Raw genomic sequence first — 14512 nt, 5'->3', positions numbered from 1 at the left:
ATGATTGATGCGGCGGCTTTACAAAAAGAAAATGATTTATTTCGTGAAAAATTATCTGAGCGCGATACTCATATCACTGCTTTGCAGGAGCAATTAAAAATTCTCCTGAAGAATTGCTATGGTAGTTCTAGCGAAAAGTCGTCGCCCGATCAGTTAGGTTTGTTTAACGAAACGGAAGAGGCTATCGTAGAGAAAGAGCAAGCCGACGAAGCGAATCCTACGACTGTTAAAAGCCATACGCGCAGTAAAAAACCTCGCACAAGCATCCCAGATAACCTCCCTCGTGAAGAGATCATTCACGACCTACCAGAATCAGAAAAAATCATGCCCACATGATGGAAGTGAATTAAAATCCTTTGACAGCGAAGATTATGAGAAACTTGAAATTATTCCGGCCAAAATAAAAGTGGTTCGCCACAAACGCTTAAAATACACCTGCCCGTGTTGCGATAAGTATATCGTTACAGCAGCTAAGCCTAAGCAGCCCATCGAAAAGAGTATTGCCAGCCCCAGCTTGCTGGCTTACGTTGCAGTACAAAAATATGCCGATGCGTTACCTTTATATCGCCAAAGCGAGATGTTTAAGCGCATAGGTATTGAACTAGGCCGAACTAATATGGCCAATTGGATGGTTAAATGTGGAGAGTTGGTTCAGCCAATCGTCAATCTACTATTAGATCATTTACACAAACAACCTTGCTTGCATATGGATGAGACGACGCTGCAGGTTCTTGAAGAACCGGGTAAATCCGCTCAACGCAAAAGCTATATGTGGGTGATGACAAATGCCGGCGCTCAGCCTGCTTGTGTATTCCATTACGCAGACAACCGTGGCCAACGTGTGCCGGTAGAGCTTCTTAGCGAAGATAACACGGCCATCATGGTGGATGGTTATGAGTGGTACCAAAAGGCGTGTGACGAATACAATATAACTCGGCTAGGTTGCTGGGCGCATGCGAGAAGGAAATTTAAAGAAGCCCAAGCGCTGCAAAAGAAAGGAAAAATAGGTAAATCCGATCAAGGTTTGGCCTTTATACAAAAGCTCTACGCGATAGAAAAGAAAGTAAAAGACGACCCTCCGGAGAAGCGCTATCAAGCTCGCCAAACGGAGGCAAAAATCATCCTCAAAAAATTAAAAAAATGGATGGAGAAAAGTCTGCTAACCGTGCCGCCAAAAACGTCTATTGGCAAGGCCTTAGTGTACCTAAATAATCAGTGGGATAGGCTAGCGACTTACGTCGAGAGTGCCTCCTACCCGATTGACAACAATGCAGCCGAAAGGGCCATTCGGCCGTTTGCTATTGGTCGAAAGAATTGGATGTCTAGTAATAAAAGCCAAGCAGGTGCCAAGGCCAGCGCTAACCTGTATAGCTTAATCGAAACAGCTAAAGCCAATGATTTGAATGTGTACGATCACTTGCAGTACATTTTTAAAGCGCTACCCAATGCTACAAGTGTTGAGAAAATAGAGACATTGTTACCTTGGAATGCTGATTTGCGCTAGGGTGTGGCTGGATTGGCGTTTACTTTGTGTAGTGCTGAGAGTTACTCGTTTGGCGTCTAAGCAGCTCTTTGGAATAATATTTAATATCTACGGTATCTAAGAGTGGTAGTTCAGGCTTGATCTGACAGTTACCCATTTTAAATAAAAGTGCCTGTTAGGTTAGATCTGAGCTGGAGTCTTCTTAGTCCCAATAGCTTTACCATCAAATGGGTAACTCTGCTCATTTCAAGCAGAAGTGTCAGATTAAATCGGAACTAATACAATCTAAGTGTTATGTAGCTCATTAAAGGTCAGTTCTAGCATCGGGTGCGCGCAACATATCAAATGTTTTTGATTTCTGTTGGGTTGGTTTATTTGTACTTTTTAGTATACCGAATACAGTTCGGGTTTGGATCCCTCTTTTTCCTATATTCTTACGTGTTGGAATGCTTTATTCGAGTAGAAACTGTCTGTGTTTTGCTATCTCAAGTTATCGAGGGTCACAGGAGTCAAAAATTGGTCAGTTAAGTATATTTAATCTTATGGTTACCGTAGCACAATACAATTAGTTCGCTCAATCTATCTCACTAGGTTTAATATGCTCCGTTTCGGTTTAGTACAACGGATACGGTTCGAATCAAGATTATTAAGTCATTCCAAAGCGACCAATTTCTCACATACCAAACATCTAAATCAATCCGTGATTCATAATCAATGTCGTTTCTTCCACTTACTTGCCATAAGCCCGTAATACCTGGTTTCGCTTTGTAGTAAAAAACCGCTTTTTCACCATATCTCTTTACTTCTTCGTCTATTACGGGGCGAGGCCCAACCAAGCTCATTTCTCCTTTTAGAACATTCCATAGTTGAGGTAGCTCATCCAGGCTTGTTTTCCTTAAAAAGTCCCCGCAACGCGTAACTCTTGGGTCGTTCTTTAATTTGAAATCTTTATTCCATTCTTCTCTTGCTTTAGGGTCGGTGTCCAGTAGGTTTTGTAGTGCTTCTTGGGAGTTTTCGACCATGGAGCGGAATTTGTAACATTTAAATGGCTTACCGTTTCTACCAATACGTTCGTGCCCGTAGATAACCTGTTTCCCGGTGTTTCTAACACAGAGCCCTATAGCGATAAATACAGGCACAAAAAGGAGCAATAGGATAGAGGTAAGTGTAAGATCAAAAAAACGTTTTATAACTCTCGACGACACGCTCGATAAGTTATTTTTAAGGTTTAGCATGAGAACTTCATGGCTAAAGAAGTGATGTAGGTCTGTACCGAAAAGCGGCAATCCTCTAAGTGCGGGCACAATGGATATCTGCGAGTATTTTAGGCTTAACCTATCAAAATAGTGCTGTATTTCATTAAGCCCTCCTTTTTCCAGGGCGACAATAATATGTGGTGAATTAAGTCGGCGAAGAAATTTTTCGGGTTGCGTACCGAGAGGTTTAACGGGAATTCGTTTTTTTGCGATATCAACAAAGTGCCGGGAAGGGTTATTGGTCGAAAGAAATGCAATTATATCGTAACCAAGTAAGTGCTCTTCGCTGATCGCTCTTGCCGTTTCAACAGCATTGTGACCATCACCAATAATAATGGTGGGTAGCTGCCAGATTCCAATACGAATAAGTATTAGTTTTATCGTGCTTCTTAAGGATAAGAATAAAATAATATTGACCAGCCAGCCAAAAATATACGCTGCTGGTAAGTCCCCAGGGGCTACAAATGCACTTAAAGTACCCTGCAGCAATCCAATACTCGCAAGAACTTTAATCGTGTCTTTGCATTCATCCCAAAACGGTACCCTTTTGTGGTAGTGTCCCCGCGCAAAAAAAAGCAGAACAGCGATGCTCGACAAAATAACAAAAAGTATTGAGCTGCTGTGGTTAGTCTCTGGGGATAGTTTTGTAAGGGAGTGTAATAGATACAGTGTTAGTCCTGCAGAGAGTAAGTCTGAGCTAACCAAAGCGCCTGTATTGATAAAAGTTTTTGTTAATGAATTCAAGTTATATGTAAGGCTTCGAAAGATTTGGTTGTTGGCTGCCATGCGTTCCATGATGTTATTAGTCCAGTATTCTAACTAGTCGAGCTCATTACATGCGCGAAACATCAATGATAACAATATGCTCAATGGCGCGCAAAACATTTGATTTGGGCGTAGACTCGTCAATTTCAAAATTGTATAAACAATAATGGTCATTACGTGGGCGCAGTATATCGATAAAACTTGCCTTCTGGCACCATTATTGGGCGAATTTATGTAAAAAAATGCACTTTACTGATGTTGTTGGTCTGTGTGCTTCTACCCTGGGTACGGTTCCTTTTTGCGCAATTTCTACAATCGCTAAACGTGGTTTGACGTATGAAAGTTGCGAACCATAGAAAGGTTGTATTTCTTTTCTTTTTATCTCGGTAGCGTATAAGCCATAACTAGGCTTATACGCATGGGTTTTCACAATAGGGCTACAGGCAGAGTGAGCGGTACTGATCAGGGAAAGCGTAGCGCCTAAGAGAAACCGGCTGCCCCCCCCCAAAAAAATTCAACACCTCTGGCGTAATCGGTAATTGCCATCGTTTTATTGCGATGTTTAATATGCATTTATTTGATTGATTGCGGCACGTTCCAGATGGGTAGCGAGAAGGGCGATGTGTTTGCGCGCCATACCATTGAATTCGATATTAGTGAGGTAACGGCGCCGATTCTTAGCCATAAATAGTTTGGTCTGCTGTCCTTAACTTAAGTAGCGCGTTTTCTCGTTCCATAGATTAGCCATAAGCCCTCTGTGCCTTTATCACTCTCGCCACCTAAAGGCTCCATCTCTGAAGCTAAAACATGCCCAGGGGGTAGGTTCATCAGGGGGAGGGGTACCTCGAAGATACCCCCCCGTGAAGCTAAAACATGCCCAGGGGGTAGGCTTATCAGGGGGAGGGGTACCTCGAAGATACCCCTCTTGAAGCTAAAACATACCCAGGGGGTAGGTTCATCAGGGGGAGGGGTACCTCGAAGATACCCCCCGTGAAGCTAAAGCATGCCCAGGGGGTAGGTTTATCAGGGGTAGGGGTACCTCGAAGGTACCCCTACAGCTAAAACTGTAGCTATCAGAGTTATGGATTCGCTGCGCTGGTTCAATGTGCTCTAGCGATATAAGTAGAAAGGATAAATATCAAATAGCGTATTCGTGGCCGCTCAGTAGAAATGTGTGATAAAAAGCCTTTCGCACTTTGTACCAATTAAAAGGAGGTTTTATGTTAAGGAGTGAACACTCGTCATTCCCCGTTATTGCTCATCACGGCGCCACCTCTGGCGTAACCGGTAGCTGTCATCGCTATATGGCTACGGATGATTCCCATTATTTAATCGATTGCGGTTTGTTCCAAGGGGAGGACGAGCAGGGCGATTCGTTTACGCGTCATACCATTGAGTTTGATATTAGCCAGGTAAAGGGGCTGATTGTTACCCATGTGCATATAGACCATGTCGGGCGTTTGCCCTACCTGTTGGCGGCGGGTTTTTCTGGCCCTATTTATTGCAGCAAGCCGTCGGCGCATTTACTGCCATTAGTGATTGAAGATGCACTTAAAATTGGCTTTACCCGAGATAAGAGCTTAATTAATCGCTTCTTAAAGTCGGTGGGGAAGCAGCTGGTACCGTTGGATTACGGCTCTTGGTTCGATCCGCCGGGGGATGACGGGTGTTGGCTTAGGTTAAAGCTTCAGCGGGCGGGTCATATTCTGGGCTCTGCTTTTGTAGAGCTGGATGCGCGCTACCCTGGCTACAGCCATCGAACCGTATTTTCTGGGGATTTGGGCGCGCCCTACGCGCCCTTACTTCCCGCGCCGCGTTCGCCTTATAAGGCGGATACCTTGGTGATTGAAAGCACCTATGGAGATAAATGCCACGAGAGCCGAAGAGTACGCAAGCAGCACCTGCGCGCGGCAATAGAGCATGCCTTGGCCAACGGCAGTACGGTGATGATTCCGGCCTTCAGTATTGGGCGTACGCAGGAGTTGTTATACGAGCTGGAGGATCTAATCTATCGCGGTAATGCGCTGTGGAAAAACCTGGAAATAATCGTCGATTCGCCGCTCGCGGCTAAATTTACCGAGGTCTACAAAGCTCTGCGCCCCTACTGGGATGCCGAAGCACAGCGTAAGGTCAGCGCGGGGCGGCACCCCTTAAGTTTTGAAAATTTAACGCTGGTGGATAGTCACGCAGAGCATCAGCAAACTGTCGCCTATCTGGCTAAAAACGGTAGACCAGCGGTGGTGCTGGCAGCAAGTGGTATGGCCAGCGGCGGTCGTATTTTGAATTATCTAAAGGCCATGCTGGAGGATAAACGCCATGCGGTTTTATTTGTGGGTTATCAGGCGCGCGGCACCTATGGCCATACGATTCAAAAGTACGGTTCTCAAGAAGAGGCTAAGCCCGAGGGTTGGGTCGATATTGAGGGCAAGCGCTATAAGATTCGAGCGCGGGTAACGACCATTGGTGGTTACAGTGCTCATGCGGATCAAAAAGATCTGCTTAACTTTGTAAAGCGTATGCGCCATTGGCCTTCTGAGATTCGCATAGTACACGGCGATAAGCCAGCAAAGCTGGCCTTAAAGCGACTGTATTCAGACTTAGGTAAGAGCCGGGGGCACTTGTTTGATACGCTGTTGCCTACCTAGCAGGCTGTTGAAAACTGTCGGCGTTGACGTTGCGGCAGCTGCACTCCAGGCAATATGGATAAGGTACTGGCAGGGCTCTACGGGGGCGTTAGGGTTTTTTGCGAGATGCTCTCGTTGCCAGTATCACAGGAGCCACAGTTATGGCGTTTCGATAAGTTTGTATATCGGCTAGAATAACCGCCATAAAAACTTGCTGACTCATTAAGGATCGAGAATGAAAATTGCCGTTGCAGGTACTGGCTATGTCGGGCTGTCCAACGCTGTGTTGTTGGCACAGCATCACGAAGTTGTGGCGTTGGATTTGGTACCCGAAAAAGTAGAGTTAATTAATGCCCGCCGCTCTCCAATTGCAGATACCGAAATAGAAGAATTTCTAGCGAATAAGCCCCTTAATTTAGTCGCGACTCTCGATAAGGTAGAGGCGTATACGGGCGCAGATTTTGTCATTATTGCAACGCCCACCGACTACGACGCGGAAACCAACTATTTTAATACCTCCTCTGTCGAAGCGGTGATTCGTGATGTAGCTGAAATAAGCCCGAATGCAACCATGGTGATTAAGTCCACCATTCCTGTTGGCTTCACCAAAAGCGTTCGTGAGCAGCTGGGTACAGGGCAAGTCATGTTCTCGCCTGAGTTTTTGCGTGAGGGCAGGGCGCTATACGACAACCTTTATCCGTCACGCATTATTGTTGGTGAACGCTCGGCAAGAGCCGAAGTGTTTGCCGGCCTGCTTGCTGAGGGGGCAATTAAGGAGAATATCGATACTCTCTTTACAGACTCAACCGAGGCGGAGGCCATTAAGCTGTTTTCCAACACCTATTTGGCCATGCGCGTCGCGTACTTTAACGAGCTGGATACCTATGCCGAAACGCATGGAATGGATACCAAACAAATTATCGAAGGCGTGTGTTTAGATCCGCGTATTGGTAGCCACTACAACAACCCTTCGTTTGGTTACGGCGGTTATTGCTTACCTAAAGACACCAAGCAACTGCTAGCGAACTACCACGAAGTGCCGAATAATCTTATTCGGGCGATTGTAGACGCTAACGGTACCCGCAAAGATTTTATTGCCGATTCCATTATTGCTAAGCAGCCTAAAACCGTTGGTATTTACAGGCTGATTATGAAAGCGGGCTCGGATAACTTCCGTGCATCTTCTATTCAGGGTGTAATGAAGCGCATTAAGGCAAAGGGCATTAAAGTTATTGTTCACGAGCCGGTTATAACAGATGCCAAGTTTTTCAATTCGCCAGTAGTTAACGATCTTACTGAATTTAAAGCGCAAAGTGATGTGATTGTTGCCAATAGAATGGTGGATGATATTCGGGATGTAGCGGCGAAGGTATATACACGGGATTTGTTTAATAGCGACTAAACGCTCCCCGGCGCTTCGATGCTGGAGCGCTCCGCTTTCACGCTTGATTAACAGCAGCGCAAGCAGCTCTAATCATGAACGAAAAAAAACCGCACGCTTTCGAATACGGTTTTCTTAATATTGGCTCCGCCTGCTGGGCTCGAACTAGGTGGAAGCACTGCTTTCACGCAATGGCTCCTCAATATACGACTGTTAATCATTGGGTCGCGGGCTAGGCAAAAAAAAACCGCACTCTTTCGAATACGGTTTTCTTAATATTGGCTCCGCCTGCTGGGCTCGAACCAGCGACCCAATGATTAACAGTCATTTGAATACATGTTTCAAAAAGTTTCATTCCATAGTAAGAGATTGCATAAAGTATTGATATATATATAGATATATATTGATTTTGTGTTTTGGGGCGTTTCATCCCATTTCATCTTATTACTCACAAAACGGTTGCAAAACGGTTGCACTTTTTTATAATACTGTCTGTTCATTTAATATATGGAGCGATCAAATATTGCGCATTACAGACAGGCAAGCGAAAGCCTTGGCAAGTGGAAAAACGTACACAGAAAAGGTCGGTGGACGAGGCGCTGGGGTGTTGCTACTCATTGGGAGAGAAAAGAGCGTTACAGCGTATTATCGGTATACAGCGCCTGATAAAAGTCGCCCTTGGTTAGAGCTGGGTACTCTCGGGAGGGAGATAGGATTAGCTGCTGCTCGTAACCGATGCGCTGAACTTGCCTTATTGAGAAAGACGCACCCTGATTTAAAATCGTGGCTAGAGAGCCAAAAGATCAAAGAGCAAGAGCGCTTAATAAAAGAAGAGCAAGAGCGTCATATAGAGCAATCTAGAGCAACATTCAAAGATCTTTTGTATGATTATCTTGCGAGCATGGCGGCTTTTAAACAGGTAAGTGAGCGCACCGTGCGCAATATATTTATTAACGAGGTGATTGAAGCGTGGCCTGCTATGGTCGAGGAAAAGGCGCGAGATATACGGCCTGCAGATATTTCGCGTGTACTAAAACGTATCTCAGACAGGAACGCTCTCGTATATCGTAATCGGGTTCGTAGTTACCTTCATTCTGCATTTGAGTTTGCGTTGAAGCATGAATATGATGAAACTCGGGAGAGTGGAAGAGTATACGGCTTGGAGCAAAATCCCGTAACTCCAATTCCCATATTTCGACATGCTGAAAAGCCAAGGGAAAGGGCTTTGTCTGACAAAGAGCTACGTCAGCTTTATCAGAAGCTCCATCTTGCTAATAGCGTCAGTCTCCAAATGGCAAATTTTGTACGATTTTTGATCATCATCGGTGGCCAGCGGCCGCAACAAGTTCTTCGCGCGCCTTGGAGTGACTACGATCTTGAGCAAAAAACGTTACTCATTCGCGATCTCAAAGGGAAACGCAGAGATACTAAGGGTACAGCTCATTTAATCCCCCTGCCTGCCGAGGCTGTAGAACTGCTAAATTCTTTGGCACCAATAACAGGGAAATATGAATGGCCATTCACGACTTATGGAAGGGTGCCATTTTCTCTTGGTGCACTTAAGAATGTTTTCAAGCGTTTTTTGGATAGCGAATTCGCTATAGTTGATGATAAGCCCATCCTCCATTTTACGGCAAAAGACATACGTCGAACTTGTAAGCAGGTAATGACTAGAGCGGGTATTCGTAGAGACCTTCGTAATTTGTTGCAAAACCACGGGCAAACAGGGGTAGATGTTACCAATTATGCAAACGACCCCGCTGCATTTTTACCCGAAAAATCAGAAGCAATGAGCCAATACTCCGAAGCCTTGAAGGATGTGTTAAAGAGCGTTGCTTAATGCAGGTATCTAGATCGTAAATGGTTGCAAATTTTAATGCAGCTAACTTAATTGGCTGTGATAAGTAAGTTTTTTTCGCGAGCTAACCCATTGATCGACGTCGCTCTGATACCAACCGACACTACCGCCACCTAGCGCAATACGAGTCGGGAAAATGCCTTCCCGTTCGTACCGCCAAAGCGTTGTCCGCGATAGCCCGGTGATTTCGGCTACCTGGGGCATGCGCAGGATGACATCTTTTTCAGGCTTAGTGGATACCGAGCAAGCCGACTGACTAACCGATAGTAAGTATTCCAGCAGGTGTGCGCCAAAATACTCGACTTGATTGTGTGTCACCCGTAAGCAACCGATTTTCTTTTGCTTCCGTAGCGATACCAGTGTATCAGTATGTATTTGCAGGAACTTAGCGGCTTCTTTGTCATTAAAGCGCTCATACAAAGAGATACCCATAGCGTCAGCCATTTGGGAAAGGTGGTCATGTTGATGGAGAGTTGTCATATATCTGATAGTTAAAACGGCTTGTAACAATTTGCACATAGCCTACAATCGGCAATGCGTTCATTAAAGCGAAAACCTTTCAGAGTTCGAAGAACGTTATTCAAACTACAAACAACTTTCGATAGACATACAGGTTCTTCTGATACGGCGGTGCAAGGACGCACCGCCATTCGCGTCAGCGAATCCGCCTGTAAAAAACAGAAAGCCGCACACATGGAAGGGGGCGGCTTTCTGCGATTTTTCTGGCGGCGCGGATAGCAGGGCAGGGAACCTGTTATCCGCGCCGCCAGAGCGCCGTGGCAGCGCCCTTGTGATCAATCGTCATAGATTCCATCATAACTGCAGAGTTCATGCTGAGTCGTTGATGCGCTCAACTCGGGTTCATGGTGACGGAGGAAGCACTCTTGAAGCTCGTTAATAGAGGCAAATTGGCTCTGCCTAACCTCATCCAACAAACCTTGTCCGAGATCTGACTCAATATCGTATTCAAAGGCCAGTCGCAACACGGTCACGATCCACTTGCAGGCTTCGCGTTTTTCTAAATGTTCATCCGCGTATTGCCAGAGCTGGCGGTAATTGTCGTCGGGCAGTAAATCCTCTCGCAACTGTGAATAGCGAAACACTTGCGGTTTTGAGGCGAGCGCACGAATCACATGCTTGTAATCAATGGATCGCGCGCGATTGTCACCAGCCTGCGGGTAAACACGAGGCAGTGTTAAAGCCTGCTGTTGCCCAACATAGATCAGCAACTTGTCGTGATGTAATTTTACCTGGATGCGTTCACCAATCAGGCGACAACTATCCTGACATAGCGGGTAACGACGCTGCCAAACATTTGCACCAGGCGGCGGTATAGATCATACACAAAGCGCTCATCGCTAGTGAGCCCGATCATACCTTCCACAACCTGATCGTTCAGGCCAATGTTGAGAATGGTGTCCATCATGCCCGGCATAGAGAACTTGGCGCCAGAGCGACAGGAAACCAGAAGCGGATTACTGGGGTCCCCGAAGGTTTTTCCAGTAGCTTTTTCAATAGCTTTTACTGCGTCGAGTTCCTGTTCCCACATACCCGGAGGGAAGCTCTCGTTCGCTTGCAGATAACAATTACATGCGCGAGTGGTAACCGTAAATCCGGGCGGTACAGGCACACCCAGCCGGGTCATATCCGCCAGATTAGCACCCTTGCCCGCCTAGCAAGGCTCTAACGTTTTCCCATACGCCATCAACCAGCTCTTCAGCCAGTTGAACTTCATTGAACAAATAGACGTGTTTAACGTCTGCGGCAGTACTCATGGTAGTGCTCCTTCTAATAAATAAAATAACACTATTATCGATTTATTCCGGTTTTCTGTAGGCATCAAAAACCTTTGTCACACATAGAGGGTCTCGTTACTTTTCCATTCCCCATTCCCCATTCCCCATTACGATTAGGTTAGCCAGAGTCTGTTGCGCTAGAAAGAACAACAGAGTTTCATGCGCAGTCGAAAAAACTAGACAGGAACGTCACTTCCAGCGTGCTTTTATTATCTTTGGTCAGTAATCAAAGGCCCTATTCGCCAGTCAACAGCGGCCTAGTTGCCAGCACATTCGCCAGAAACGGAGAGGCACGCCCTGTATCTCTGGGGGAGGATGGTTGGTTACTCTTTGGAATATAGATGGCCAATCCACCCAATTCGCGAGGTATAAGTAGCCCGCTGTAAAGCATCGATACAACCCCGAAGCGAAACCCTAGCATTGGTATCTGGATGACGAATTGATAGATGGCAAATATTTTTAAAATTAGTTGTTTACTGGCCTCGGACAAACGCTTTACTGAGTCAGTATGATTGGGAAAGCAGTGCTAGAATTTCTGCGTGATGTAGACCCGTTTATTGCAGCACTGATCTTCAGGACCAGAAGGATCTTCTTGGCTTAAAAGGATATGCGCGATGTGGCGAACAATTTCCATGTGCAGCAGACCGACCGGGCCTGTTCGCTTCTAGAGCGTTTTATGGGGCACAGACAGCCATAAATCCCCTGAGTGATGACCGCCGTTTAGGTGTGGATGAAACCTCCAGGGCCGGCTAGATGAGGTGATTCATTTTGCTCTGGTGGCGCACAGTGAGTTTGTTGTTTACCTGTAAACGTATGAACTTTCCGCGCTCGGATTCATTGAGCAATTCGCTAACTCCAGCACTCCTGCCATGTGTGCAAAAGATTCGTAGTAACTCCCACCACCTCCGCGACGCGATACCCTCGTTTCGTTACCAGCGTAACAGCTTTTTTGTGAAGGCGTTGGGATAGCGCTTTGTTGTCTTTTCGTGGTTATTTTGAACGCTTTGATAATCAATGACAGAGTTAATTATGCGAGTGTTCGGTGTCATCAAATGACTACAACTGGCGCTAAAATGCTCTCGCCTGGGAGCAATCTAAAATGAACGATAGTGGCTTGGTTCCCGCCTGTTAATAGCTAAAATATAAGAACTGATTAGAGTAACTCGGCTTTTTCTGCAGTCTGCAATTTCCTGTCTATACTCAGGTAAACATAGCTAGCCAATGTACTTTCATTTAGCCGTATATTGGCGTTTAAAATTGCAAATATGAGCGAAACTCTCAGGCTGTATAAATTAGGATAGGAATGGGAAAACCTTAGAGTACAGCGTATGTTTACTTTCAACTTCGCTCTTAATGGCTGAAAGTTATATTGGTTGTGTTCTAGGTGACAAATCCTTTTCGGCATTCATCTTTTTATTTCTGTCTTTTTGCTTGCTCAAGTTTGCTGTAGCAGCTGGCCAAATGCTGTTTAGGCTTGTAAGGGGCAACAATGTCTTCGTTCCAAAAATACATATCGCTGTTAGATCGGCAGTATTTCTCGTCATTTTATTTCAACCCCGTATTCCGCTTGCCAATAGTAAACCGTGATATTAAGCCCATTGCTAGGGCTTTGGTTGGCGGTGTTTGTGGTGGTTTATTGGTTCTATGTTCTCACACTGCTTTTGCTCAGCAAGCTCCGGATGCTGGTGCAATTCAGCAGGAGATTGAAGCAGAGAAGTATCCTGTGGAAAACAAAGTTCCAGAAGACATAGTGCCAACCGCCCCACCGGAAAAAGACGGTGGACCGGAAGTGACAATTAATCAGTTTAATTTTTACGGTAATACACTGCTTGGCGAAGATGCGTTATTTGAGGTGGTCAGGCCTTGGATGAATAAAGTCCTAAGTCTCGCGGAACTAAATTATGTGTCGAGCTTAATAGCAAAACGCTACCAGGATAGTGGCTATTTGGTAAGAGTGTATCTCCCAAAGCAGAATATAAAAGATGGCACGGTAGTTATTGCTATTGTCGAGGCTAAGTTCGGCAAGGCCGTTATTCAAGATAGTCAACGAATTGATTCTGAGATTATTTCCTCTCGGTTTGCGAAACGCATTATTGCGTCTGGCCAATCTCAAGGTGACACCCTTGATTTAAAACGCTTAGAGCGTACTACATTGATTTTAAACGACTTACCGGGGATTGTGGCCAAGAATATTTTGGTTGCAGGTGAGCATGAGGGTGAAACGGATGTTTCCGTGGATGTATCTTCTGAGCCCCAATATTCCGGCGCGGTGAGTATTGATAATCACGGTGTTAAATCAACTGGTGAGACGCGAGTTACGCCTTCGTTAACCATTGCAAACCCTTTTCGCAGAGGCGATGACATTCGTCTTATCGGTCTTTTTTCCGAAGGGAATCTGTATGGCAGAGCTAGTTACGGGCACCCACTGATGGCAAATGGCTTACGTGGTGACGTGAGTGCGTCGTTTTTATCTTATCGACTAGGTGCAGAGTTTGAAGACCTAAATGCAAAAGGTGATGCGGTAACTGTTGCTGCTGGTGTCACTTACCCTGTGTTGCGTCAGTTAAGGCAGAACCTCAATGTTACTGGCCGAATTGAGCAGCGGGATTACGAAAACTCTCAGTTAGATGAAACCGTTTCTGACATATCCATAAGCGCAATCCATCTGGGTGTGAATGGCAATAAAATTGACAGCATGGGTAAAGGTGGCATTAGCTATTTTGGTGCCACGTTAGCATTTGGTGATGTAGATTTATCTGGTAATGCCACTAACCAGGCTCAAGATGCTTTAGGCCCCGAAACAGAGGGAAGCTACTCGGTTTTATCGTGGAATTACGGTCGCTTACAAAAAGTCGCCGACAAAACGAATGTGTGGGCTTCTTTGATTGGACAGGTGACTGGCGACAAACTCGATTCTTCAGAGACGATTTCTTTAGGTGGCCCTAACGGGGTGAGAGCGTACCCTGTGCTTGAGGCCAGCGGCGATAGCGGGGCAATTTTTACTCTCGAAGTACGTCATCAATTTGATCAAAATATCTTACTTACGGGGTTTTTTGAATATGGTCAAGTTATTCAAAAAGAAACCCAAGCACAAGAGCAAGATACCCTTAACCTAAAGGGTATAGGGGCAAGTTTACTTTGGACCCACCCCAGCAATTTTTCAGCGAGTATTGATATCGCGCGCCGAATTGGTGACAACCCATTAGCGGATGAAGCTACCGGTAATGATAGCAATGGCTCAAAAACACTTTGGCCGGTATGGATCAGTGTGTCTAAGCATTTTTAAGCAACTAATACATCGTACTTTAGAAAATGGTAGCTAGAAAAAATAGGCATCCGCCAAGTAGGC

Annotated in this window: 8 protein-coding genes and 1 pseudogene; 5 read left to right on the top strand and 4 right to left on the bottom strand. The window is 45.5% G+C overall.

The window, feature by feature from the left end:
* A pseudogene (gene tnpC, locus H5715_RS08770) lies at positions 1-1504 on the top strand (IS66 family transposase).
* Between the two features lie 572 nt (positions 1505-2076).
* Here tnpC and wbaP read toward each other — a convergent pair.
* The gene (gene wbaP / locus H5715_RS08765) at positions 2077-3483 is read right to left on the bottom strand and encodes an undecaprenyl-phosphate galactose phosphotransferase WbaP (RefSeq protein WP_221892362.1); all 1407 of its coding nucleotides are present in this window, start codon (positions 3481-3483) and stop codon (positions 2077-2079) included.
* A 1241-nt stretch (positions 3484-4724) separates the two neighbouring features.
* Between wbaP and H5715_RS08760 the strand changes: the two genes are divergently transcribed.
* The 3 genes from H5715_RS08760 (at position 4725) to H5715_RS08750 (ending at position 9349) form a co-directional block, all read left to right on the top strand.
* On the top strand, positions 4725-6149 hold the full coding sequence (locus H5715_RS08760) for an MBL fold metallo-hydrolase RNA specificity domain-containing protein (RefSeq protein ID WP_075185469.1): 1425 nt from the start codon (positions 4725-4727) through the stop codon (positions 6147-6149).
* A gap of 214 nt (positions 6150-6363) precedes the next feature.
* Positions 6364-7530: a nucleotide sugar dehydrogenase gene (locus H5715_RS08755; protein ID WP_075185468.1), complete on the top strand. Its 1167-nt coding sequence runs from the start codon at positions 6364-6366 to the stop codon at positions 7528-7530.
* A gap of 382 nt (positions 7531-7912) precedes the next feature.
* Positions 7913-9349, top strand: a complete 1437-nt coding sequence (locus H5715_RS08750; RefSeq protein WP_139309770.1) for a tyrosine-type recombinase/integrase — start codon at positions 7913-7915, stop codon at positions 9347-9349.
* A 42-nt stretch (positions 9350-9391) separates the two neighbouring features.
* On the opposite strand, the gene H5715_RS20015 is transcribed toward H5715_RS08750, so the two are convergent.
* From H5715_RS20015 to H5715_RS08735, 3 genes are all read right to left on the bottom strand, one after another.
* Positions 9392-9799: a helix-turn-helix transcriptional regulator gene (locus H5715_RS20015; protein ID WP_221892361.1), complete on the bottom strand. Its 408-nt coding sequence runs from the start codon at positions 9797-9799 to the stop codon at positions 9392-9394.
* 362 nt (positions 9800-10161) lie between these two features.
* Positions 10162-10596, bottom strand: coding sequence for a hypothetical protein (locus H5715_RS08740; protein ID WP_139309769.1), 435 nt, complete (start codon positions 10594-10596; stop codon positions 10162-10164).
* Positions 10597-10634: 38 nt separating this feature from the next.
* Entirely contained in the window at positions 10635-11012 is a 378-nt protein-coding gene (locus H5715_RS08735; RefSeq protein WP_221892378.1) for a PEP/pyruvate-binding domain-containing protein, read from the bottom strand.
* A 1640-nt stretch (positions 11013-12652) separates the two neighbouring features.
* On the opposite strand from H5715_RS08735, the gene H5715_RS08730 reads away from it, so the two are divergent.
* Positions 12653-14449 carry a ShlB/FhaC/HecB family hemolysin secretion/activation protein gene (locus tag H5715_RS08730; protein WP_075185464.1) on the top strand — a complete coding sequence of 599 codons (1797 nt, stop codon included), beginning with the start codon at positions 12653-12655 and terminating at the stop codon, positions 14447-14449.
* The last annotated feature ends 63 nt before the right edge of the window (positions 14450-14512 follow it).

It is taken from the genome of Teredinibacter haidensis (assembly GCF_014211975.1).
In the GTDB taxonomy this organism is placed as follows: domain Bacteria; phylum Pseudomonadota; class Gammaproteobacteria; order Pseudomonadales; family Cellvibrionaceae; genus Teredinibacter; species Teredinibacter haidensis.
The sequence above is the reverse complement of the archived record's forward strand: the minus strand, read 5'-3'. Positions and strand labels throughout refer to the sequence as shown.